Source organism: Burkholderia sp. AU18528, assembly GCF_002223215.2.
In the GTDB taxonomy this organism is placed as follows: domain Bacteria; phylum Pseudomonadota; class Gammaproteobacteria; order Burkholderiales; family Burkholderiaceae; genus Burkholderia; species Burkholderia semiarida.
This window is the reverse complement of the sequence record NZ_NKFC02000005.1, coordinates 452,789-471,762: the sequence shown is the minus strand read 5'-3', so window position 1 is coordinate 471,762 and position 18,974 is coordinate 452,789. Positions and strand designations below refer to the sequence as shown.

Below are 18,974 nucleotides of genomic sequence, written 5' to 3'. Positions count from 1 at the left end.
CGGCCGCCACGGGGCGAACGCCGACGGCGCCGCGGCGGGTCAGTTGCCGCTGCCGGCGGCGTCGCGTGCGTGGCGCGCCGGGCTCGCGACGTAGCCGAACCGCGCGGGCACGTCGGCGCAGGCGATGCTGCCGAGCGGCAGCGTGCGGCCGTCGCGCCAGCGCAGCACGGGCGGCTCGGCATCGAAATCCGCGTGATCGGCGAATAGCCCGAGATCGTGATCGTGCAGCGCCGCGATGCGCGGGGGTGTGCCGGCCTCGCGAAACAGCACGCCGCCGCCGTCGTCGAGCCAGGCTGCGTCCGGTTCGAACGGGGCGCCCGTCTGGTCGGTGAGCGCGAGCTGCCCGTCGCGTTCGGCGAGCCGCACGATCCACGGCGTATAGGCGAGCTCGACGTACACGCGCTGCGGCCCGTTCTGGAAGAACCACTGGCCCTGCGGGTCGCATGCGTAGTTGCGGCCGATGAACGCGTTCAGCGCCGCATGCCGGACCGGCGAGCCGAGCTCGCCGGCCGCCTGCGCCGCGTCGTCGCGCAGCCGCCATGTGCCGCGCCGGTCGAGCAGCAGCCAGCCGGTGCAATGCGGCACGTTTGGCCATTTGGCGAGCGCCTGCCTGACGATGTCATCCATGGTCGACGAATTTCGAGCAATAACCGAACACCCGCGCCGACAGCCAGTCGAGGCGGCCGGGGAACGGGCCGGTCATGAAGCCCGCATGGCCGCCGTGCGCGGGCTGGTCGAGCTCGACGGCCGGCGACACGTCGGCGGCGCTCGGCAGCGCGGACTCGGGCAGGAACGGATCGTTGCGCGCGTTGAGCAGCAGCGTGGGCACGTCGATCGCGCGCAGCAGCGGGCGGGTCGTGGCCTGTGTCCAGTAGTCGTCCGCGTTCGCGAAGCCGTGCAGCGGTGCGGTCACGACTTCGTCGAAGTCGCGCATCGTCACGGCCCGCAGCATCGCGTCGCGGTCGAACAGCCCCGGATACTGCTCGAGCTTCGCGAGTCCCTTGCGTTTCAGCGTCTTCAGGAAGCTGCGCGTGTAGACCATCGCGAACCCCTGCGACAGCGCGCGGCCGCCCGCGTGCACGTCGATCGGCGTCGAGATCGCGGCGGCGGCGCGCACGATCGACGTGTCGCTGCGATGCTCGCCGAGCCAGCGCAGCAGCACGTTGCCGCCGAGCGATACGCCGGCCGCGACCAGCGGCCCGCGATGCTGCCCGGCGAGCCGGCGCAGGATCCAGTCGACCTCGGCGCTGTCCGCGAGATGGTAGAAGCGCGGCTGGCGGTTGATCTCGCCGCTGCAACTGCGAAAGTGCGGGACGACGGCGTGCCAGCCCTTCGCGCGCGCGGCGGCCATCATCGCGAGCGCGTAGTGCGAGCCGGAGCTGCCTTCGAGGCCGTGGAACAGCACGAACAGCGGCGCGTCGGGCGCCGGCGCCGCGCTGTCGAGGTGCGCGACCCAGTCGAGATCGATGAAGTCGTGGTCGGGCGTTTCCCATCGCTCTCGCCGGTAGGCGACAACCGGACGCCGCGCGAACAGCGCGGGCACGATGGTTTGCACATGGCTGTTGGGTAGCCAGCGCGGTGCGCGATAGCGCAGTGTGTCGTCGGCGGGGGCCGGGGCCCCGGTCAGCGGCGAGGTGGGCGGAGAAGCCGTACTCATGATCGCCCCGCTAATGCGTTGCTTCGTTTTTCGTCAGTGCAGCGGACCCTGCCCGTGACGGATCTTCGCGGCGAATTGTCCGGCCGCCTGTTCGGGAATCGGGCTCGCGTGGATGTGCGCGATCCGCCACTCGCCACGTTCGTGGATCATCACGTACGTCGCGAAAACCATGTCGGGTTCGGCCGTCAGGTCGGCCTGCTGATGCGCTTCGGCGATCGTATAGACGACCGTGCCGAGGCTGTCGTACACGCGGATGTCGAGCGGCTCGATCGTGACCGGGCGCGTCGCGAGCCGGTTGGCGAGCCCGCCGCGGATCTGGTCGAGGCCGTGCAGATGCTCGCCGTCCGCCCAGACGCAGCTGGCGAAATCCTCGTCGATCCACAACGCCAGCAGCGCGTCGAGATTGGCATCCGCGACGGCCTGGTAGTAGGCGTTCAGCGTATCGGCAGCGGCTTCGAAGAGGCGGGCAAAACGTGGCATCGGGGTTGTCTCTCGCGCGCGTCGCGCGCCGTATTCAGCGCGGCGGCCCGGATGGAGCCGCCGCACACCGGTGAATCGGATTGCCCGGCGCGCCGTGCGGCGCTGCCGGCCAGGGTCAGCGCTGCCCGACGAGCATGCCGCGCAAATCGCCGAATACCTGCTCGGGACCGAGTTCGCGCAGGCACTTCAGGTGGCCGAGCGGGCACTCGCGTTCGAAGCAGGGACTGCATTCGAGATGTAACCATTGTACCTTCGCCAGGTCCGACAGCGGAGGGGTATGGCGCGGATCGGTCGATCCGTACAACGCGACGAGCGGCCGGCGCAACGCGGCCGCGACGTGCATCAGCCCCGAATCGTTGGTGACGACGGCGTTCGCGCGCGCGATCAGCGCGCACGCCTCGGACAACGACGTCTGCCCGCACAGGTTGCGCACGTTCGGCGCGTGGTCGGCGATCGCCTGCGCGGCCGCGGCGTCCTTCTGCGAGCCGAGCGCGACGATCTGCGTATACGGGAACGATTGATGGACGATGGTCGCGAGCGACGCGAAGTGCTCGGGCGGCCAGCGCTTGGCCGGGCCGTATTCGGCGCCCGGGCAGAACACGACGAGCGGCTTGCGTGTATCGAGATTGAAACGTGCGGACACGCGCGCCGTCTCGTTCAGGTCGGCGTCGAGGCGCGGCGCGGGCAGGGTTTTCATCGACTCGGGCAGCTTCGCGCCCGGCGCGTACGCGAGCGCCGCGTAGTGCGTGGTCATCGGCGGCCGCTCGCCCGACTTGTCGGGGTTCGCGTGCCGCACGTTCAGCAGCCCGTAGCGGTGCTCGCCCGTATAGCCGATCCGCAGCGGGATGTTCGCGAGCCACGGGATCACCGCGGACTTCAGCGAATTCGGCAGCACGTACGCCGCGTCGTAGCCGACGTCGCGCAGGTCGCTCGCGAGCTGCCAGCGGCGCAGCAGCTGCAGCTTGCCGTGCGCGAGATCGGTCGCGTGGACATCGTGGATCTCGGGCATCCGCTCGAGCACGGGCGCGACCCACGACGGTGCGACGGCATCGATCGCGATGCGGGGATGGAGTTTCTTCAGCAGCGCAAAAAGCGGCTGCGCCATCAATGCGTCACCGATCCAGTTCGGTGCGATAACCAGCGCTCGACGCATCAGGTCGACTTCCGATGTCGTAATGAAGCACGGCGCGCGGGCGCCGCGTTCGGGTTGCCAGAATGGGAAAGGGCGGCGCGCCGGGCGTCCGGCTGCGCCGCCTTGCGGGTCGGCGGGCCGTGAGGCCCGGCGCCGGGGCTCAGTGGCCCTTGACGACCTCGCCGTCGCGCAGCTTGTAGCGCGTGCCGCAGTACGGGCAGCGCGCCTCGCCGTGCGACACGTCGATGAACACGCGCGGGTGCGCGTTCCAGCGCGTCATGGCCGGGTTCGGGCAGTAGGCGGGGAGATCCTTGGCCGTCAGCTCGACCAGCGGCATTTCCTTGATTTCGCTCATGAGACTTTCTCTTGTCACTCTTTGTGTGGGGCGGTCGGTGGCGCGGCGCGCTCAGACCTTCGTCAGCCAGTGCGCGTACTTCGCGTTCTTGCCAGACACGATATCGAAAAACGCCGACTGGAGCTTTTCCGTGACGGGGCCGCGCGCGCCGCTGCCGATCGTGCGGTTGTCGAGCTCGCGGATCGGCGTGACTTCGGCGGCCGTGCCGGTGAAGAACGCCTCGTCGGCCGTGTAGACTTCGTCGCGCGTGATGCGCTTCTCGATGACCTCGATGCCGGCGTCCTTCGCGAGCGTGATGACCGTGTCGCGCGTGATGCCGTCGAGGCACGACGATAGATCCGGCGTGTACAGCTTGCCGTTGTTCACGAGGAAGAAGTTCTCGCCGGAGCCTTCGGACACGTAGCCGTCGACGTCGAGCAGCAGCGCTTCGTCGTAGCCGTCGGCCGTTGCTTCCTGGTTCGCGAGGATCGAGTTCACGTACCAGCCCGACGCCTTCGCGCGCACCATCGACACGTTCACGTGGTGGCGCGTGAACGACGACGTCTTCACGCGGATGCCCTTCGCGAGGCCGTCCTCGCCGAGGTACGCGCCCCACGGCCACGCGGCGATCGCGACGTGGATCGTGTTGCCCTTCGCGGCCACGCCGAGCTTTTCGGAGCCGACCCAGATGATCGGGCGCAGGTAGCACGACTCGAGCCGGTTCTCGCGCACGACCGCGAGTTGCGCGGCTTCGAGCGTTTCGCGGTCGAACGGCACGTCCATCTGGAAGATCTTCGCCGAATTCAGCAGACGTTTGGTGTGCTCGCGCAGGCGGAAGATCGCGGTGCCGCCGTCGGCCGTCTTGTACGCACGCACGCCCTCGAAGACGCCCATGCCGTAGTGCAGCGTGTGGGTGAGGACGTGGATCTTGGCGTCGCGCCAGTCGATCAGCTTGCCGTCCATCCAGATCTTGCCGTCGCGGTCGGCCATTGACATACGATTCTCCTGGAAGCGGTGATGTGCTGCGGGTGGTGTGCAGCGTTGAGCCGGAAAGACGCTTATTTTAGCGTCATTTGGGGGCGATCCGGTCGGACGGCGCGGAGCCGGCGCTATAATCGTCCGGTACCGATTCCAATAACGACGGGCCGCACCGGCAGGAGGCGCCGGCGTCCCGACGAACCGCCCGCCGCGGCCCGCTTTCCCATGCTCGCTCGATTGTCCGCCACCGACCGCTTCGCGCTGATTCAGGGCGCGCGCGACTATTCCCCGACACTGATGGCGATCCTGTCCTGGGGGCTCGTCACCGGCATCGCGATGAGCAAGTCCGTGATGACGCTCGGGCAGGCGAGCGCGATGTCGCTGTTCGTCTACGCGGGCTCGTCGCAGCTCGCCGTGCTGCCGCTCCTCGCGGCGAAGCTTCCGATCTGGACCGTGCTGCTCACGGCCGCGATGGTCAACCTGCGCTTCGTGATCTTCAGCGCCGGGCTGGCGCCCCATTTCTCCTACCTGCCGCTGTGGCGGCGTCTCGCGATCGGCTATTTCAACGGCGACGTGATCTACCTGCTGTTCCAGAAACAGGGCTTCGCGTACGGCCGCGTGCCGGGCAAGGAAGCGTATTTCTGGGGGATGGCGCTCGCGAGCTGGGCGTCGTGGCAGGTGTCGTCGCTCGCCGGGATCCTGCTCGCGAGCGTCTTTCCCGCGAGCTGGGGGCTGGAACTGGCCGGCACGCTCGCGCTGATTCCGATCATGGTGTCGGCGGTCGCGAACCGCTCGACGCTCGCGGCCGTCGCGGTCGCGGGCATCGTGTCGCTGATCGCGTTCGACCTGCCGTACCGGCTCGCGCTGCCGCTTGCGGTGCTCGCCGCGCTCGCGGCCGGCTGCACGGCCGACTTCTTCGTCGAGCGGGCCGACTGGCGGCGCATCCGTACCGAAACCGTGCACGAAAAGGAAGTCGAATGAGCGCGACCGAGATCTGGATCGTCATCGTCGGGATGACGATCGTCACGGCCGTCACGCGCGCGCTGTTCCTGATCGGCGGCGAGCGCACCGTGCTGCCCGAACGCGCGCAGCGCGCGCTGCGCTACGCGCCGGCCGCCGCGCTGGTCGCCGTCGTGCTGCCCGATGTGCTCGAAACGCCGGCCGGGCTGTCATTCGCGCTGTCCAACCATCCGTTCTACGCGGCGCTCGCCGGCCTCGGCTGGTTTCTGTGGCGGCGCAGCATGCTCGGCACGATCGTCGTCGGGATGCTCGTGTTCACCCTCCTGCGCCTGATCTTCTGATGGGCCGCCGTTCCGGTTCGGCGCGTGCCGTCCGGCTGCGCGCATGCATTGTTGCGTTGCAGCAATGCGTCGCTGCCGGCGCGTCATCCCAAATAGGCGGAATTCGCCGCCGCACGGGTCAGTCTACCGGGTGGATCGGCTAGAATGCCCGTTCGAGATTTTGACCCGTGCGCGTCATGCGAACCGCCAGCCACGGCCGCATCCGGCGCCCTTTCGCGGCAGCCCGCGCACGTCCAGCGTGAACCCCTTTTCCCCATCCACTACTTCAATCTGTTCAACATGAGCCAAGTCAAGCGTCTTACCGACCTGATCGCCGCCGGCCAGCTCGCCGGCAAGCGGGTGTTCATCCGCGCCGACCTGAACGTCCCGCAGGACGATCACGGCAACATCACCGAGGACACGCGCGTGCGTGCGTCCGTGCCGGCCATCCAGGCCGCGCTCGACGCCGGCGCGGCCGTGATGGTCACGTCGCACCTCGGCCGTCCGACCGAAGGCGAATTCAAGCCGGAAGACTCGCTCGCGCCGGTCGCGAAGCGTCTCGCCGAACTGCTCGGCCGCGACGTGCCGCTGGTGTCGAACTGGGTCGAGAACGGCGTGAACGTCGCGCCGGGCCAGGTCGTGCTGCTCGAGAACTGCCGCGTGAACAAGGGCGAGAAGAAGAATTCGGACGAGCTCGCGCAGAAGATGGCGAAGCTCTGCGACGTGTACGTGAACGACGCGTTCGGCACCGCGCACCGCGCGGAAGCGACCACGCACGGGATCGCGAAGTACGCGCCCGTCGCCTGCGCGGGCCCGCTGCTGGCCGCCGAACTCGACGCGCTCGGCAAGGCGCTCGGCAACCCGGCGCGCCCGCTGGTGGCGATCGTCGCGGGTTCGAAGGTGTCGACCAAGCTGACCATCCTGAAGTCGCTGGCCGGCAAGGTCGACCAGCTGATCGTCGGCGGCGGCATCGCGAACACGTTCATGCTTGCGGCCGGCCTGTCGATCGGCAAGTCGCTCGCGGAAGCCGATCTCGTCGCCGAGGCGAAGGCGATCATCGACGAAGCGCGCGAGCGCGGCGCGTCGGTGCCGATCCCGACCGACGTCGTGACGGCCAAGGAATTCTCGCCGACGGCCGCGGCCACGGTGAAGCAGGTCGCCGACATCGAAGCGGACGACATGATCCTCGACATCGGCCCGGATACGGCCAAGGCGCTCGCGAGCCAGCTCGAGAAGGCCGGCACGATCGTGTGGAACGGCCCGGTCGGCGTGTTCGAGTTCGACCAGTTCGGCAACGGCACCAAGACGCTCGCCGAAGCGATCGCCAAATCGTCCGCGTTCTCGATCGCGGGCGGCGGCGACACGCTCGCGGCCATCGCGAAGTACGGCATCCACGACCAGGTCAGCTACATCTCGACGGGCGGCGGCGCCTTCCTCGAGTTCCTCGAGGGGAAGAAGCTGCCGGCGGTGGAAGTGCTCGAAACGCGGGCGGCCTGAGCGTGGCGGCGCGCGCAGGGGTGAAGGCCGCGCGCTCCGCGAAAGCGGAGCAGCCGGCCGGCGCGGGCAAGCGCACACGCGCGCCCGCGCGGGCGAACACCGCCCCGCGCGCACCGGCGGCCGCCGGCGACGCGGCCGTGCAGCACCACGAGATTCAGAACAAAGCGATGCCGGGCGCCAGCACCGGCACGCTCCCCGGAGCGGCGGCCGCTGGGCCTGCCGCTTCCGGCTCTCGCAGCGTTTCACCCAGCGCATCCACCTTGATCCAGATGAGGAGTTTCATGCAGCGCGCCACCAAGATAGTCGCCACGATCGGCCCGGCTTCCAGTTCGCCGGAGATTCTGCTGCAGATGATGCAGGCGGGCCTCGACGTCGTGCGGCTCAATTTTTCGCACGGCACGGCCGACGATCACCGCCAGCGCGCCGAAATGGTGCGCGAGGCCGCCCGCAAGGTTGGCCGCGAGATCGCGATCATGGCCGACCTCCAGGGCCCGAAGATCCGCGTCGGCAAGTTCGAGAACGGCAAGACCACGCTCGTGCCGGGGCAGCCGTTCATCCTCGATGCGGGCTGCGAACTCGGCAACGACGAGCGCGTCGGCCTCGACTACAAGGAGCTGCCGCGCGATCTGAAGCCGGGCGACCTGCTGCTGCTGAACGACGGCCTGATCGTGCTGACCGTCGAGCGCGTGCTCGGCGACGAGATCCACACGATCGTCAAGGTGGGCGGCGAGCTGTCGAACAACAAGGGGATCAACCGCCAGGGCGGCGGCCTGTCGGCGCCGGCGCTGACCGCGAAGGACATGGAAGACATCCGCACCGCGATGTCGCTCGGCGCGGACCTCGTCGCGGTGTCGTTCCCGAAGAACGCGACCGACATGGAAATGGCGCGCCAGCTCGCGAACATCGCGGGCGCGCCGTACGGCATCAAGCCGAAGATGATCGCGAAGATCGAGCGCGCGGAGGCGATCCCGGCGCTGCAGAGCATCCTCGACGCATCCGACGGCATCATGGTCGCGCGCGGCGATCTCGCGGTGGAAGTGGGCAATGCGGCCGTGCCGGCGCTGCAGAAGCGGATGATCCGGATGGCGCGCGAGTCGAACAAGCTCGTGATCACCGCGACGCAGATGATGGAATCGATGATCTACGCGCCGGTGCCGACCCGCGCGGAAGTGTCCGACGTCGCGAACGCGGTGCTCGACGGCACGGATGCGGTGATGCTGTCGGCCGAGACGGCCGCCGGCAAGTACCCGGTCGTCACGATCGAGACGATGGCGGCCGTGTGCGTCGAGGCGGAAAAGTCGGAAGAAGTCGAGTTGGACAAGGATTTCCTCGACCGCACGTTCACGCGGATCGACCAGTCGATCGCGATGGGCGCGCTGTTCACCGCGTACCACCTGGGCGCGAAGGCGATCATCGCGCTGACCGAATCGGGCGCGACCGCGCTGTGGATGTCGCGTCACTACACGCACGTGCCGATCTTCGCGCTGACGCCGCGCGTCGGCAGCGAGCGCACGATGGCGCTGTACCGCAACGTGACGCCGCTGCACGTCGACTTCAACAGCGACCGCGATTCGGCGCTGCAGGCGGCGCTCGAGATCGTCGTCAAGCAGGGTTACGTGCAGCACGGCGACATGGTCGTGCTGACCGTCGGCGAGCCGATGGGGCAGGCGGGCGGCACCAACACGCTGAAGATCGTGCGGGTCGGCGAGCACTATTGAGCGCCGGCTGAGCCTTCTCGAGCCGGCCCGCGAGCCGGCGGCCGGGTCGTCAGGAATCGAACTGGCACCGTTTTTTTACGCGTAAGCCGCGCGGGGTCCGAAGCCCCGCGCGGCTTTTTTTCTCCTTTTTGGCCGGATTGTGCCGTGCGAACGTAACAAATTGCGAGCGGGGGCCACCGGGCGGTCGGAATCGGAGGCGCTTCGCGATAAAATGCGGCTATTCGACGCTCAGCCGCGCCGCGCCGTTCCGGTTCAGCCGGGAGCGAGCGCCGCGCCGGCGTCAGGGCGCACCGGTTTTCATTCCAAGGAGTTCCACAATGCCTCTCGTATCAATGCGTCAATTGCTGGACCACGCGGCAGAGCACGGTTACGGCCTGCCGGCCTTCAACGTGAACAATCTGGAGCAGGTTCAGGCGATCATGGCGGCGGCGGACCAGGTCGGCGCGCCCGTGATCATGCAGGCATCGGCCGGCGCGCGTAAGTATGCGGGCGAGCCGTTTCTGCGCCACCTGATCGAAGCAGCGGTCGAATCGTATCCGCACATCCCGGTCGTGATGCACCAGGATCACGGCCAGTCGCCGGCGGTCTGCATGGCCGCGATCCGCAGCGGCTTCACGAGCGTGATGATGGACGGTTCGCTCGAAGCCGACGGCAAGACGGTCGCGTCGTACGAGTACAACGTCGACGTGTCGCGCAAGGTCGTCGAGATGGCGCACTCGATCGGCGTGACGGTCGAGGCCGAGCTCGGCGTGCTCGGCTCGCTCGAGACGATGAAGGGCGACAAGGAAGACGGCCACGGCGCGGAAGGCACGATGACCCGCGAGCAGCTGCTGACCGATCCGGAGCAGGCCGCCGACTTCGTGAAGCTCACGCAGTGCGATGCGCTCGCGATCGCGATCGGTACGTCGCACGGCGCGTACAAGTTCACGAAGAAGCCGACGGGCGACATCCTGTCGATCCAGCGCATCAAGGAAATTCACGCGCGCATCCCGAACACGCACCTCGTGATGCACGGTTCGTCGTCGGTGCCGCAGGAGCTGCTGGCCGAGATCCGCGAATTCGGCGGCGACATGAAGGAAACCTACGGCGTGCCGGTCGAGGAAATCCAGGAAGGCATCAAGCACGGCGTGCGCAAGATCAACATCGACACCGACCTGCGTCTCGCGATCACCGGCGCGATTCGCCGCTACCTGTTCGAGAACCCGGGCAAGTTCGATCCGCGCGACTACCTGAAGCCCGCGCGCGAAGCGGCGAAGAAGGTCTGCGTCGACCGTTACCTCGCGTTCGGCTGCGAAGGCCAGGCCGCGAAGATCAAGCCGGTGTCGCTCGACAAGATCGCCGAGCAGTACAAGTCGGGCGCGCTCGCGCAGGTCGTGCGCTGAGACTGTAGTACGATTGCCCCGCCCGGTTCTGCCGCCGGGCATGGGCTGGCCGCCTGGCTGGCCGGATCCGATCCGGCCCCGGCAGCCGTTCCGTCCGGCCGAACGAGGGCCGGCCGGCAGCCGCCCGGGCGCTGCGCCCGCCGGTTCGCCGACGTATTGCAAGACCGCCGTTCCCGCCTGCCGCGGGGAACGGCGTTTCCCTTTTTGTTTGGCTCCTTATCTGCGAAAAGACGATGTCTACCCTTTACGAATCCACGCTCCGCTCGCTGCCGCTCCTCGGTCGCGGCAAGGTTCGCGACAACTACGCGGTCGGCAACGACAAGCTCCTGATCGTCACGACCGATCGCCTGTCGGCCTTCGACGTGGTGATGGGCGAGCCGATTCCGAACAAGGGCCGCGTGCTGAACCAGATGGCCAACTTCTGGTTCGACAAGCTCGCGCACATCGTGCCGAACCACCTGACGGGCGACGCGCCGGAAGCGGTCGTCGCGGCCGACGAGGTCGACCAGGTGAAGGGCCGCGGCGTGGTCGTCAAGCGCCTCGAGCCGATCATGATCGAAGCGGTCGTGCGCGGCTACCTGGCCGGCAGCGGCTGGAAGGAATACCAGGCGTCGGGCGCCGTGTGCGGCGTGCAGCTGCCGGAAGGCCTGCAGAACGCGCAGAAGCTGCCCGAGCCGATCTTCACGCCGGCCGCGAAGGCCGAGATGGGCGAGCACGACGAGAACATCACGTTCGAGGAAACCGAGCGCCGCATCGGCACCGAGCTTGCCGCGACGATTCGCGACATCTCGATCCGCCTGTACAAGGAAGCGGCCGACTACGCGGCGACGCGCGGCATCATCATCGCCGACACGAAGTTCGAATTCGGCCTCGACAACCACGGCAAGCTGTACCTGATGGACGAAGTGCTGACCGCCGATTCGTCGCGCTTCTGGCCGGCCGACCAGTACCAGGTCGGCACCAATCCGCCGTCGTTCGACAAGCAGTTCGTGCGTGACTGGCTCGAGGCGCAGCCGTGGGGCAAGACGGCGCCGGCGCCGGCGCTGCCGGCCGACGTCGTCGAGAAGACGGCCGCGAAGTACCAGGAAGCGCTCGAGCGCATCACGGGCCAGTCGCTCGCCTGACCAGAGCTCTGCATGGGACCGGAGTAAGTGCTAAAGCACTAACTCCGGTCGACCGCCACGGGACTGGAGTAAGCGCTGAAGCGCCAACTCCAGCCAACCGCGGCATGGGACCGGAGTAAGTGCTAAAGCACTAACTCCGGTCGACCGCCACGGGACTGGAGTAAGCGCTGAAGCGCCAACTCCAGCCAGCCGCGGCATGGGACCGGAGTAAGTGCTAAAGCACTAACTCCGGTCGACCGCCACGGGACTGGAGTAAGCGCTGAAGCGCCAACTCCAGCCAACCGCGGCATGGGACCGGAGTAAGTGCTAAAGCACTAACTCCGGTCGACAGGAACACACGAAATGAATGAAAAGCAAACCGCCCACACGCACAGCGCGCCGCTCGTCGGCGTGCTGATGGGTTCCAGTTCCGACTGGGACGTGATGAAGCATGCGGTCGCCATCCTGCAGGAATTCGGCGTGCCGTACGAAGCGAAGGTCGTGTCCGCGCACCGGATGCCCGACGAGATGTTCGACTATGCGGAGAAGGCGCGCGAGCGCGGGCTGCGCGCGATCATCGCGGGCGCCGGCGGCGCCGCGCACCTGCCCGGCATGCTCGCCGCGAAAACCACGGTGCCCGTGCTCGGCGTGCCGGTCGCGAGCAAGTACCTGAAGGGTGTCGATTCGCTGCACTCGATCGTGCAGATGCCGAAGGGCGTGCCGGTCGCGACGTTCGCGATCGGCGAGGCCGGCGCCGCGAATGCCGCATTGTTCGCGGTGTCGATCCTGTCCGGTAATTCGGTCGACTACGCGAACCGGCTCGCCGCGTTCCGCGTGCGCCAGAACGAAGCCGCGCATGCGATGGTGCTGCCGCCGCTGGAATGACGGCATGGCGCGCGGCCGCATGACGCGGCCCGCGCCGGATTTTCCCCACTGCGGCGGGCATCCGCGTTCCGCCGCGACCGACCACTGACATGACCGCAACTCCTGATTCCGTTTCCCCGATCCTGCCCGGCGCGTGGCTGGGCATGGTCGGCGGCGGCCAGCTCGGCCGCATGTTCTGCTTTGCCGCCCAGTCGATGGGCTATCGCGTCGCCGTGCTCGACCCCGATCCGGCGAGCCCCGCGGGCGCGGTCGCCGATCGGCACCTGCGCGCGGCGTACGACGACGAAGCCGCGCTCGCCGAACTGGCCGGCCTGTGCGAGGCCGTATCGACGGAATTCGAGAACGTGCCGGCCGCGAGCCTCGATTTCCTCGCGCGCACGACGTTCGTCGCGCCGGCCGGCCGCTGTGTCGCCGTCGCGCAGGACCGGATCGCGGAGAAGCGTTTCATCGAGGCGTCGGGCGTGCCGGTCGCGCCGCACGTCGTGATCGAATCGGCGGCGGCGCTCGCCGCGCTCGACGATGCCGCGCTCGGCGCCGTGCTGCCGGGCATCCTGAAGACAGCCCGCCTGGGTTACGACGGCAAGGGCCAGGTGCGCGTCGCCACCGCGCAGGAAGCACGCGACGCGCATGCCGTGCTCGGCGGCGTGCCGTGCGTGCTGGAGAAGCGCCTGCCGCTGAAATACGAAGTGTCGGCGCTGATCGCGCGCGGCGCGGACGGCCGTTCGGCCGCGTTCCCGCTCGCGCAGAACGTGCATCACAACGGCATCCTCGCGCTGACGGTCGTGCCGGCGCCGGCCGCCGATGCGGCGCGCGTCGAGGAAGCGCAGCAGGCGGCCATCCGGATCGCCGATACGCTCGGCTACGTCGGCGTGCTGTGCGTCGAATTCTTCGTGCTGGAGGACGGCTCGTTCGTCGCGAACGAAATGGCGCCGCGCCCGCACAACTCCGGCCACTACACGGTCGATGCGTGCGCGACGAGCCAGTTCGAGCAGCAGGTGCGCGCGATGACGCGCATGCCGCTCGGCAATCCGCGCCAGCATTCGCCGGCCGCGATGCTGAACATTCTCGGCGACGTGTGGTTCCCCGACGGCGCGGCGGCCGAGGCCGTCACGCCGCCGTGGGACACGGTCGCCGCGATGCCGGCCGCGCACCTGCACCTGTACGGCAAGGAAGAAGCGCGCGTCGGCCGCAAGATGGGCCACGTGAACTTCACGGCCGAGACGCGCGACGAAGCCGTCGCCGCCGCCCACGCGTGCGCGCAACTGCTGCGCGTGCCGCTCGACTGAGGCGCGGGCCGATGTCCATCGATCTCCCAAAGCACGTGACGCCCGCGCAGATCGACGCGGCCGCCGCGTTGCTCGACGCGGGCCAGCTCGTCGCGTTTCCGACCGAAACCGTGTACGGGCTCGGCGGCGACGCGGCGAATCCCGAAGCCGTCGCGCGCATCTATGCGGCGAAGGGGCGGCCCGCGAACCATCCGGTGATCGTCCATCTGCCGCCCGGCGGCGATCCCGGCTACTGGGCCGACGGTCTGCCGGCCGACGCGCAGGCGCTGATCGATGCATTCTGGCCGGGGCCGCTCACGCTGATCCTGAAGCGTCACGCGCGCATTCCCGACGCCGTCAGCGGCGGCCAGGATTCGGTCGGGCTGCGCTGCCCGTCGCATCCGGTCGCGCAGGCGCTGCTGGCCGCGTTCAGCGCGCGGCGCGGCGGCCACGGCGGCGTGGCCGCACCGTCCGCGAACCGGTTCGGCCACGTGAGCCCGACGACCGCGCAACACGTGCGCGACGAATTCGGCGACACCGTGCACGTGCTCGACGGCGGCGCGTCCGACGTCGGCATCGAGTCGACGATTCTCGACCTGTCGCGCGGTTTCCCGGCGCTGCTGCGTCCGGGCCACGTGACGCCGCAACAGATCGCCGACGTGCTCGGCCGCGCGCCGACACTGCCGGACGGCAGCGATGCGACCGCACCACGCGCGTCCGGCACGCTGAAAGCGCATTACGCGCCGCGCACGCCGCTCGCGCTGCTGCCGTTCGACGCGCTCGAGCCGCTGCTCGCGGCCGCGCAAACCGACGGCGAACGCGTCGCGCTCGTCGCGCGTGCGTCACGGGCAGGGCACTGGGCGCAGGCCGACGGCGTGCATTTCATCGCGGCGCCGGAAGATCCGCAGGCCTATGCACGCGAGCTGTACGGGATGCTGCGGGCGCTCGATCGCGCGCAGGTCGCGCGCATCCTCGTCGAGAAGCTGCCCGAGACCGTCGAATGGATCGCGGTCAACGATCGCCTCGGCCGCGCGGCGGCGGCGTTCGAAGCGCGCGACTGACGCATCCGTCCTCATCCGTCCGCACCAACGAAAAACGCCCGACCGGCGAACCCGGTCGGGCGTTTGCGTTGGGGCGCGTGGCCGGCGGCTTACTTGCCGACGCCCGCCTTCGCGATCTGCTGTTCGACGTACTGCGCGAACAGCGCATGCAGGCGCGTCGTCGGGTGGACCGTGTCGGCGAACATGTAGGTCTGGTCCGCATTCGCGACCGTGTAGTTCTGCGGCGAGCAGAACAGCGACGAGCCGAACGCGGTCGCGTTCGCGACGCCGTACTGCGTGGCGGCCTGGACCATCGCCTTCAGGTTGCACGCGGTGTCGGTATTCGACACGCTGAAGCCGTTCGCCTGGAAGTTGGCCGCGATGCCGTCCTGCCACGTGAACGAATCGACCACCGCGACCTTCGTCGGGTCGACCTTCAGCGCGGCGAGCGTACCGGCCAGCGTCTTGTTGAACAGCCCCGACAGTTGCGTGAACGCGGCCTGCGTGCCGCCCTGCAGCGCGAGCGGCGTGCCGCCGATGTCCGGCACGTTCGCGACGAACACGTGCGTGGCGCCCGCCGCGACGATCTGCTGGACGATCCCGCCGAGTTGCTGCGCGGCCAGGCCGATCGCCTGGGCCGCGGCGAGCTGCGCGGCCGGCGTGTTGCCTTGCGCCTGCGCGACCTGCGCCTGGTAGAAGATGTCGTTCGCGCCGCCGTTGATCAGCACGATCTGGCCGGCGTTGAAGCTGCCGTGCTGCGTCAGGTACTGCTTGACCTGGTCGGCGATCGGCGTGGTGGTCGCCTGCGCGTAGTCGGAGTTCGGCACGCTGGCGTCCGCATGGCCGATGCCCGGCTGCAGCGTCACGCGCGAGCCGCCCTGCGCGTAGCCGAGGCCGCCGGTGGCCTGCAGCGGGATGCCGAAGCCGCCCTGGTTCGCGGGCTGCAGCGTGTCGCCGTAATATTGCGCGACGTTCTGCGTCCATACCTGGCCCGGGTTGGTCGTGAAGCGGCCGCCGCCGAAGCCGAGCTTGATCTGCGAGTAGGTGCCGACGTCGGACAGGCTGTCGCCGAACGACACGATCTGCATCTTCACGCCCGACGGCGGCGTGTTCGACGCGCTGCTGTTGTTGTCGTCGCCGCCGCCGCACGCGGCGAGCAGCGCGAGCGCGGCGCCGGCGATCGCGATCTGCGCGGTGCGCAGCATGCGCTGACGCGTGCGGGAAGGTGCGTGCTGTTGTGTCTGCATCGTTCTATCTCCTCGTAGATATGGCCTGATGTGTTTCTCATCTGCCGCGTGCCTGCTCGGTTCCGGGCTGCGCGGCGGCCGTTGGCTGAAACGGTTTATCGGTCGCGCACGGCCGCTGTCGGCACGGTGCGCGGATCCTGGTTCGCGGCCTCGGCAATCTGCGCATGATAAGCGCTCGCCCATTCGGGCGGGCCGAAAATCGCGCGCAGCTTGTTGCGCCATCCGCCGACGCGCCACGCGTCGGACGCCATCGACACCCACTCGTGGAACGTCGCGACGAACGGGTTGTTCGAGCCGAGCCGCTCGACGATCCCGTACCGCGGCGGATCGTCGGGCGTTTCCTCGACATAGCTGCCGAACAGGCGATCCCAGATCACCAGGACGCCTGCGTAATTGCGGTCGATGTAGCGGGGATTGCGCGCGTGGTGCGCGCGGTGGATCGACGGCGTGTTCAGCACGTATTCGAGCCAGCCGAGCTTGCCGATCGCCTGCGTGTGCACGAAGAACTGGAACGCGAGGTTGATCAGCACGATGCCGACGACCTGTTGCGGCGGAAAGCCGGCGAACGCGAGCGGCAGCCAGAACAGCCACATGCCCGCGACCGGATACATCAGGCTCTGGCGGAAGGCGGTCGAGAAGTTCATCCGTTCGGACGAGTGGTGCACGACGTGCGCGGCCCACAGCCAGCGCACGCGATGGCTCGCGCGATGAAACACGTAGTAGAGGAAGTCCTGCGCGACGAACAGCACCGCGAACGACAGCCAGCCGTCGTGCCACGTGTAGACGCGATAGTGCCGGTAGCAGTACGCATAGACGGGAATCACGAACAGCCACGCGAGCTTGTCGGCGGCCTGGTGCATCAGCGCGAGCGCCGCGTTGCACAGCGTGTCGCGCCATGCATAGATGCGGTCCTGCGCACGGGTGCGGGCGAGGTGCCAGGCCTCCCACGCGATGCAGAGCAGGAAGACGGGCGCCAGCGCGAGCAGAAGCAATTCGACGTCGAATCGCATGGGCGTGTCTCCTTCGTTCCCCTGCAAGCCTTGAGGCCGGGCGTATGGCCCGTTGTAGATATCGTCAGGCCAACAGCCTACGCAATCGCCACGCGCTAGGCGAGGGGGCAGCGTAGAGGGTTCCCTCTGAGGACAGGGTTTCTACGGAATCCGTACTGCACGGGGCCCGGCGGTACGGCCCCGTTTTGCGGGACACGGCGCGCGCGCGGGGTATCGCGCGAGGGTGGCGGGGGCGTTTCAAACCGCGCGGGGCGCGGCGTGGGTCGCCCGGGCCGCCCTGTCGGGACGGCCCGATGCACGATGCGCGGATCGTCAGTGCGCGCCCGCGTAGATCCACTCGAGCAGCGAGTCGTGCGCGGCGCGCGCGGCTTCCGCGTGATCGTCGTTGATGAAACTGACGACGACGTAGCTCTGCCCGTCCGCCCCGGCGACGTAGCCGGCGATCGCGCGCACGTCGCGCAGCGTGCCGGTCTTGATGTGCGCGTTGCCGAGCACGCCCGCGTTGGTGAGGCGGTTCTTCATCGTGCCGTCGATGCCGGCGATCGGCAGCGAATCGACGAACGCCTGCGCGACCGGGCTCGCGTTCGCGGCCTGGAGCAGCGCGGCGAGCGACAGCGCGCTCACGTGCTCTTCGCGCGACAGCCCCGAACCGTTCTCGAGCACGAGGTCGGGCATCGCGATGCCGTTCTTCTGCAGGAACGCCTGGATCGCGCGGCTCGACTGCTCGGGCGTCGCGGGCGGCTTGCCGCTGACCGCCCCGATCGTCAGGAACAGGTTGCGCGCCATCACGTTGTTGCTGAACTTGTTGATGTCGTAGACGATGCTGCCGAGCACCGGGCCGTGATGCACGGCGAGCGGCCGCGCGCTGGTCGGCACCTTGCCTTCGCTCACCGGCCCCGCGATCGTGCCGCCGTCCTGCTGCCACAGCGCGAGGAAGCCGCGCGCGAAGAACGTCGTGTGATCGAGGATCGCGAGGTTGGTCGTGTGCGCGCCGCAGCGCAGCGGGTAGTCGCCGGCGAACGACGCGGTCATGATCCCGCCGCCGGCCGTCAGCGTCGGGCGCGCGGCCGCGGCGGCCGCGCTGCACGAGCCGGCGCCTTCGACGAGCCGGTTGTCGATCGACAGGTCGGCGAGCGGCGGCAGCACGTCGACGGCGACCTTGCCGTCGTCGCCCGGCGTGACCGTGAACGACACGGCCTTGAACGCGTACAGCAGCGGATCGGGGCCGACGTTGTACGGCGCGCTCGCATCGTCGTCGAACGACGGCAGGTCGCGCGTCGACGCCGCGAAATAGCTCTTGTCGAGCACGAGGCCGCCGGCCACGCGCTTCACGCCGGCCTTGCGCAGCTTGTCGACGAGGTCGATCAGCTCCTCGGGCACGAGCTTCGGATCGCCGGTGCCCTTGATGTACAGGTTGCCCTGCAGCGTGCCGTCGGGATCGACCGTGCCGTCCGTGTACGCGGTGGTGCGCCAGCGGTAGTCGGGGCCGAGGATCGACAGGCCCGAGAAGGTCGTCACGAGCTTCATCGTCGAGGCCGGCATCATCGGCCGGCTCGCATTCCACGCGATCAGCGGCTGCGGATCGCCGACGCGCTCGACCACGACGCTCATCGCCGACGCCGGCACCTTCGCGCGCTGCAGCGCGACGAGCACGGACGCAGGCAGGCCGGCCGCGCGCGCGGCGGGCGACACGACGGCGGTCTTGCGCGCTTCCTTGTGGGATTTCTTGCGGGCCTGCGCGGACGGCGCGAACGCGAGGGCCGTGCAGGTGGCGACGACGGCGGCCGCGCGCAGGCAGACGCGGGCGCGCGGGGCGAACCGGGCGGAAAGATCGGAAATCGGCATGGGCGAATACGGGAAAAGCAGGGGCTCGGGCAGGGCGCGCGCGGGCGCCGAAGCGCACATTGTAGAGACAAGTCGGGGCAGGTCCCTTGCAATCCGCCTTACTGTTGCATTGCACGGTGCC

Annotated in this window: 19 protein-coding genes; 9 read left to right on the top strand and 10 right to left on the bottom strand. The window is 68.8% G+C overall.

The genetic code is table 11. From position 1 onward, the window contains the following. Positions 1 to 39: 39 nt before the first annotated feature. The 6 genes from CFB52_RS13800 to CFB52_RS13775 all read right to left on the bottom strand — a co-directional run bounded on the left by CFB52_RS13800 (position 40) and on the right by CFB52_RS13775 (position 4,599). Entirely contained in the window at positions 40 to 627 is a 588-nt protein-coding gene (locus CFB52_RS13800; protein WP_099316784.1) for a DUF2946 family protein, read from the bottom strand. Further along, positions 620 to 1,657 carry a hydrolase gene (locus CFB52_RS13795; protein ID WP_099316783.1) on the bottom strand — a complete coding sequence of 346 codons (1,038 nt, stop codon included), beginning with the start codon at positions 1,655 to 1,657 and terminating at the stop codon, positions 620 to 622. The genes CFB52_RS13800 and CFB52_RS13795 overlap by 8 nt, the downstream gene beginning before the upstream one ends. Positions 1,658 to 1,690: 33 nt before the next feature. Continuing rightward, positions 1,691 to 2,137 (bottom strand): nuclear transport factor 2 family protein, encoded by a 447-nt coding sequence (locus CFB52_RS13790; protein WP_006477934.1) that lies wholly within the window; start codon positions 2,135 to 2,137, stop codon positions 1,691 to 1,693. Positions 2,138 to 2,252: 115 nt separating this feature from the next. Next, a complete protein-coding gene (gene waaF, locus CFB52_RS13785) occupies positions 2,253 to 3,290 on the bottom strand; it encodes a lipopolysaccharide heptosyltransferase II (RefSeq protein WP_059578574.1) in 1,038 nt (345 codons plus the stop codon). Positions 3,291 to 3,429: 139 nt separating this feature from the next. Next, the gene (locus CFB52_RS13780) at positions 3,430 to 3,624 is read right to left on the bottom strand and encodes a zinc-finger domain-containing protein (RefSeq protein WP_006482499.1); all 195 of its coding nucleotides are present in this window, start codon (positions 3,622 to 3,624) and stop codon (positions 3,430 to 3,432) included. Positions 3,625 to 3,675: 51 nt separating this feature from the next. Then, positions 3,676 to 4,599, bottom strand: a complete 924-nt coding sequence (locus CFB52_RS13775; RefSeq protein ID WP_011546109.1) for a branched-chain amino acid transaminase — start codon at positions 4,597 to 4,599, stop codon at positions 3,676 to 3,678. Positions 4,600 to 4,806: 207 nt separating this feature from the next. On the opposite strand from CFB52_RS13775, the gene CFB52_RS13770 reads away from it, so the two are divergent. The 3 genes from CFB52_RS13770 to CFB52_RS13755 all read left to right on the top strand — a co-directional run bounded on the left by CFB52_RS13770 (position 4,807) and on the right by CFB52_RS13755 (position 7,358). Then, positions 4,807 to 5,562 (top strand): AzlC family ABC transporter permease, encoded by a 756-nt coding sequence (locus tag CFB52_RS13770; RefSeq protein WP_099316782.1) that lies wholly within the window; start codon positions 4,807 to 4,809, stop codon positions 5,560 to 5,562. Then, on the top strand, positions 5,559 to 5,882 hold the full coding sequence (locus tag CFB52_RS13765; RefSeq protein ID WP_059578569.1) for an AzlD domain-containing protein: 324 nt from the start codon (positions 5,559 to 5,561) through the stop codon (positions 5,880 to 5,882). Before CFB52_RS13770 ends, CFB52_RS13765 begins: the two co-directional genes overlap by 4 nt. A gap of 279 nt (positions 5,883 to 6,161) precedes the next feature. Next, the gene (locus CFB52_RS13755) at positions 6,162 to 7,358 is read left to right on the top strand and encodes a phosphoglycerate kinase (protein ID WP_006481732.1); all 1,197 of its coding nucleotides are present in this window, start codon (positions 6,162 to 6,164) and stop codon (positions 7,356 to 7,358) included. Positions 7,359 to 7,512: 154 nt separating this feature from the next. Here CFB52_RS13755 and CFB52_RS35060 read toward each other — a convergent pair whose 3' ends face one another. Further along, entirely contained in the window at positions 7,513 to 7,641 is a 129-nt protein-coding gene (locus CFB52_RS35060) for a hypothetical protein (RefSeq protein ID WP_023476234.1), read from the bottom strand. Between CFB52_RS35060 and pyk the strand changes: the two genes are divergently transcribed. The 6 genes from pyk (at position 7,640) to CFB52_RS13725 (ending at position 14,772) form a co-directional block, all read left to right on the top strand. Beyond that, positions 7,640 to 9,076, top strand: coding sequence for a pyruvate kinase (pyk, locus tag CFB52_RS13750; protein WP_050014704.1), 1,437 nt, complete (start codon positions 7,640 to 7,642; stop codon positions 9,074 to 9,076). The genes CFB52_RS35060 and pyk overlap by 2 nt on opposite strands. Positions 9,077 to 9,393: 317 nt before the next feature. Then, positions 9,394 to 10,458: a class II fructose-bisphosphate aldolase gene (gene fba / locus CFB52_RS13745; protein WP_059578563.1), complete on the top strand. Its 1,065-nt coding sequence runs from the start codon at positions 9,394 to 9,396 to the stop codon at positions 10,456 to 10,458. A gap of 233 nt (positions 10,459 to 10,691) precedes the next feature. Further along, positions 10,692 to 11,582 (top strand): phosphoribosylaminoimidazolesuccinocarboxamide synthase, encoded by an 891-nt coding sequence (locus CFB52_RS13740; protein ID WP_099316781.1) that lies wholly within the window; start codon positions 10,692 to 10,694, stop codon positions 11,580 to 11,582. Between the two features lie 342 nt (positions 11,583 to 11,924). Then, positions 11,925 to 12,446 (top strand): 5-(carboxyamino)imidazole ribonucleotide mutase, encoded by a 522-nt coding sequence (purE, locus tag CFB52_RS13735; RefSeq protein WP_060315125.1) that lies wholly within the window; start codon positions 11,925 to 11,927, stop codon positions 12,444 to 12,446. An 89-nt stretch (positions 12,447 to 12,535) separates the two neighbouring features. Then, entirely contained in the window at positions 12,536 to 13,732 is a 1,197-nt protein-coding gene (locus CFB52_RS13730) for a 5-(carboxyamino)imidazole ribonucleotide synthase (RefSeq protein WP_099316780.1), read from the top strand. Positions 13,733 to 13,743: 11 nt separating this feature from the next. Further along, positions 13,744 to 14,772, top strand: coding sequence for an L-threonylcarbamoyladenylate synthase (locus CFB52_RS13725; RefSeq protein WP_059643089.1), 1,029 nt, complete (start codon positions 13,744 to 13,746; stop codon positions 14,770 to 14,772). Positions 14,773 to 14,861: 89 nt separating this feature from the next. Here the strand turns inward: CFB52_RS13725 and CFB52_RS13720 are convergent, their stop codons facing one another. From CFB52_RS13720 to dacB, 3 genes are all read right to left on the bottom strand, one after another. Continuing rightward, positions 14,862 to 15,998, bottom strand: a complete 1,137-nt coding sequence (locus CFB52_RS13720; protein WP_059643092.1) for an SGNH/GDSL hydrolase family protein — start codon at positions 15,996 to 15,998, stop codon at positions 14,862 to 14,864. 95 nt (positions 15,999 to 16,093) lie between these two features. After that, on the bottom strand, positions 16,094 to 17,008 hold the full coding sequence (locus tag CFB52_RS13715; RefSeq protein ID WP_059643095.1) for a sterol desaturase family protein: 915 nt from the start codon (positions 17,006 to 17,008) through the stop codon (positions 16,094 to 16,096). A 312-nt stretch (positions 17,009 to 17,320) separates the two neighbouring features. Beyond that, positions 17,321 to 18,853 carry a D-alanyl-D-alanine carboxypeptidase/D-alanyl-D-alanine-endopeptidase gene (gene dacB / locus CFB52_RS13710; RefSeq protein ID WP_099316779.1) on the bottom strand — a complete coding sequence of 511 codons (1,533 nt, stop codon included), beginning with the start codon at positions 18,851 to 18,853 and terminating at the stop codon, positions 17,321 to 17,323. Positions 18,854 to 18,974: the final 121 nt, after the last annotated feature.

Coding starts and splice junctions, on each gene's coding strand:
- CFB52_RS13800 (WP_099316784.1), bottom strand. CDS start 627: ATGGATGACATCGTCAGGCAGGCGCTCGCCAAATGGCCAAACGTGCCG.
- CFB52_RS13795 (WP_099316783.1), bottom strand. CDS start 1,657: ATGAGTACGGCTTCTCCGCCCACCTCGCCGCTGACCGGGGCCCCGGCC.
- CFB52_RS13790 (WP_006477934.1), bottom strand. CDS start 2,137: ATGCCACGTTTTGCCCGCCTCTTCGAAGCCGCTGCCGATACGCTGAAC.
- waaF (WP_059578574.1), bottom strand. CDS start 3,290: ATGCGTCGAGCGCTGGTTATCGCACCGAACTGGATCGGTGACGCATTG.
- CFB52_RS13780 (WP_006482499.1), bottom strand. CDS start 3,624: ATGAGCGAAATCAAGGAAATGCCGCTGGTCGAGCTGACGGCCAAGGAT.
- CFB52_RS13775 (WP_011546109.1), bottom strand. CDS start 4,599: ATGTCAATGGCCGACCGCGACGGCAAGATCTGGATGGACGGCAAGCTG.
- CFB52_RS13770 (WP_099316782.1), top strand. CDS start 4,807: ATGCTCGCTCGATTGTCCGCCACCGACCGCTTCGCGCTGATTCAGGGC.
- CFB52_RS13765 (WP_059578569.1), top strand. CDS start 5,559: ATGAGCGCGACCGAGATCTGGATCGTCATCGTCGGGATGACGATCGTC.
- CFB52_RS13755 (WP_006481732.1), top strand. CDS start 6,162: ATGAGCCAAGTCAAGCGTCTTACCGACCTGATCGCCGCCGGCCAGCTC.
- pyk (WP_050014704.1), top strand. CDS start 7,640: ATGCAGCGCGCCACCAAGATAGTCGCCACGATCGGCCCGGCTTCCAGT.
- CFB52_RS35060 (WP_023476234.1), bottom strand. CDS start 7,641: ATGAAACTCCTCATCTGGATCAAGGTGGATGCGCTGGGTGAAACGCTG.
- fba (WP_059578563.1), top strand. CDS start 9,394: ATGCCTCTCGTATCAATGCGTCAATTGCTGGACCACGCGGCAGAGCAC.
- CFB52_RS13740 (WP_099316781.1), top strand. CDS start 10,692: ATGTCTACCCTTTACGAATCCACGCTCCGCTCGCTGCCGCTCCTCGGT.
- purE (WP_060315125.1), top strand. CDS start 11,925: ATGAATGAAAAGCAAACCGCCCACACGCACAGCGCGCCGCTCGTCGGC.
- CFB52_RS13730 (WP_099316780.1), top strand. CDS start 12,536: ATGACCGCAACTCCTGATTCCGTTTCCCCGATCCTGCCCGGCGCGTGG.
- CFB52_RS13725 (WP_059643089.1), top strand. CDS start 13,744: ATGTCCATCGATCTCCCAAAGCACGTGACGCCCGCGCAGATCGACGCG.
- CFB52_RS13720 (WP_059643092.1), bottom strand. CDS start 15,998: ATGCAGACACAACAGCACGCACCTTCCCGCACGCGTCAGCGCATGCTG.
- CFB52_RS13715 (WP_059643095.1), bottom strand. CDS start 17,008: ATGCGATTCGACGTCGAATTGCTTCTGCTCGCGCTGGCGCCCGTCTTC.
- dacB (WP_099316779.1), bottom strand. CDS start 18,853: ATGCCGATTTCCGATCTTTCCGCCCGGTTCGCCCCGCGCGCCCGCGTC.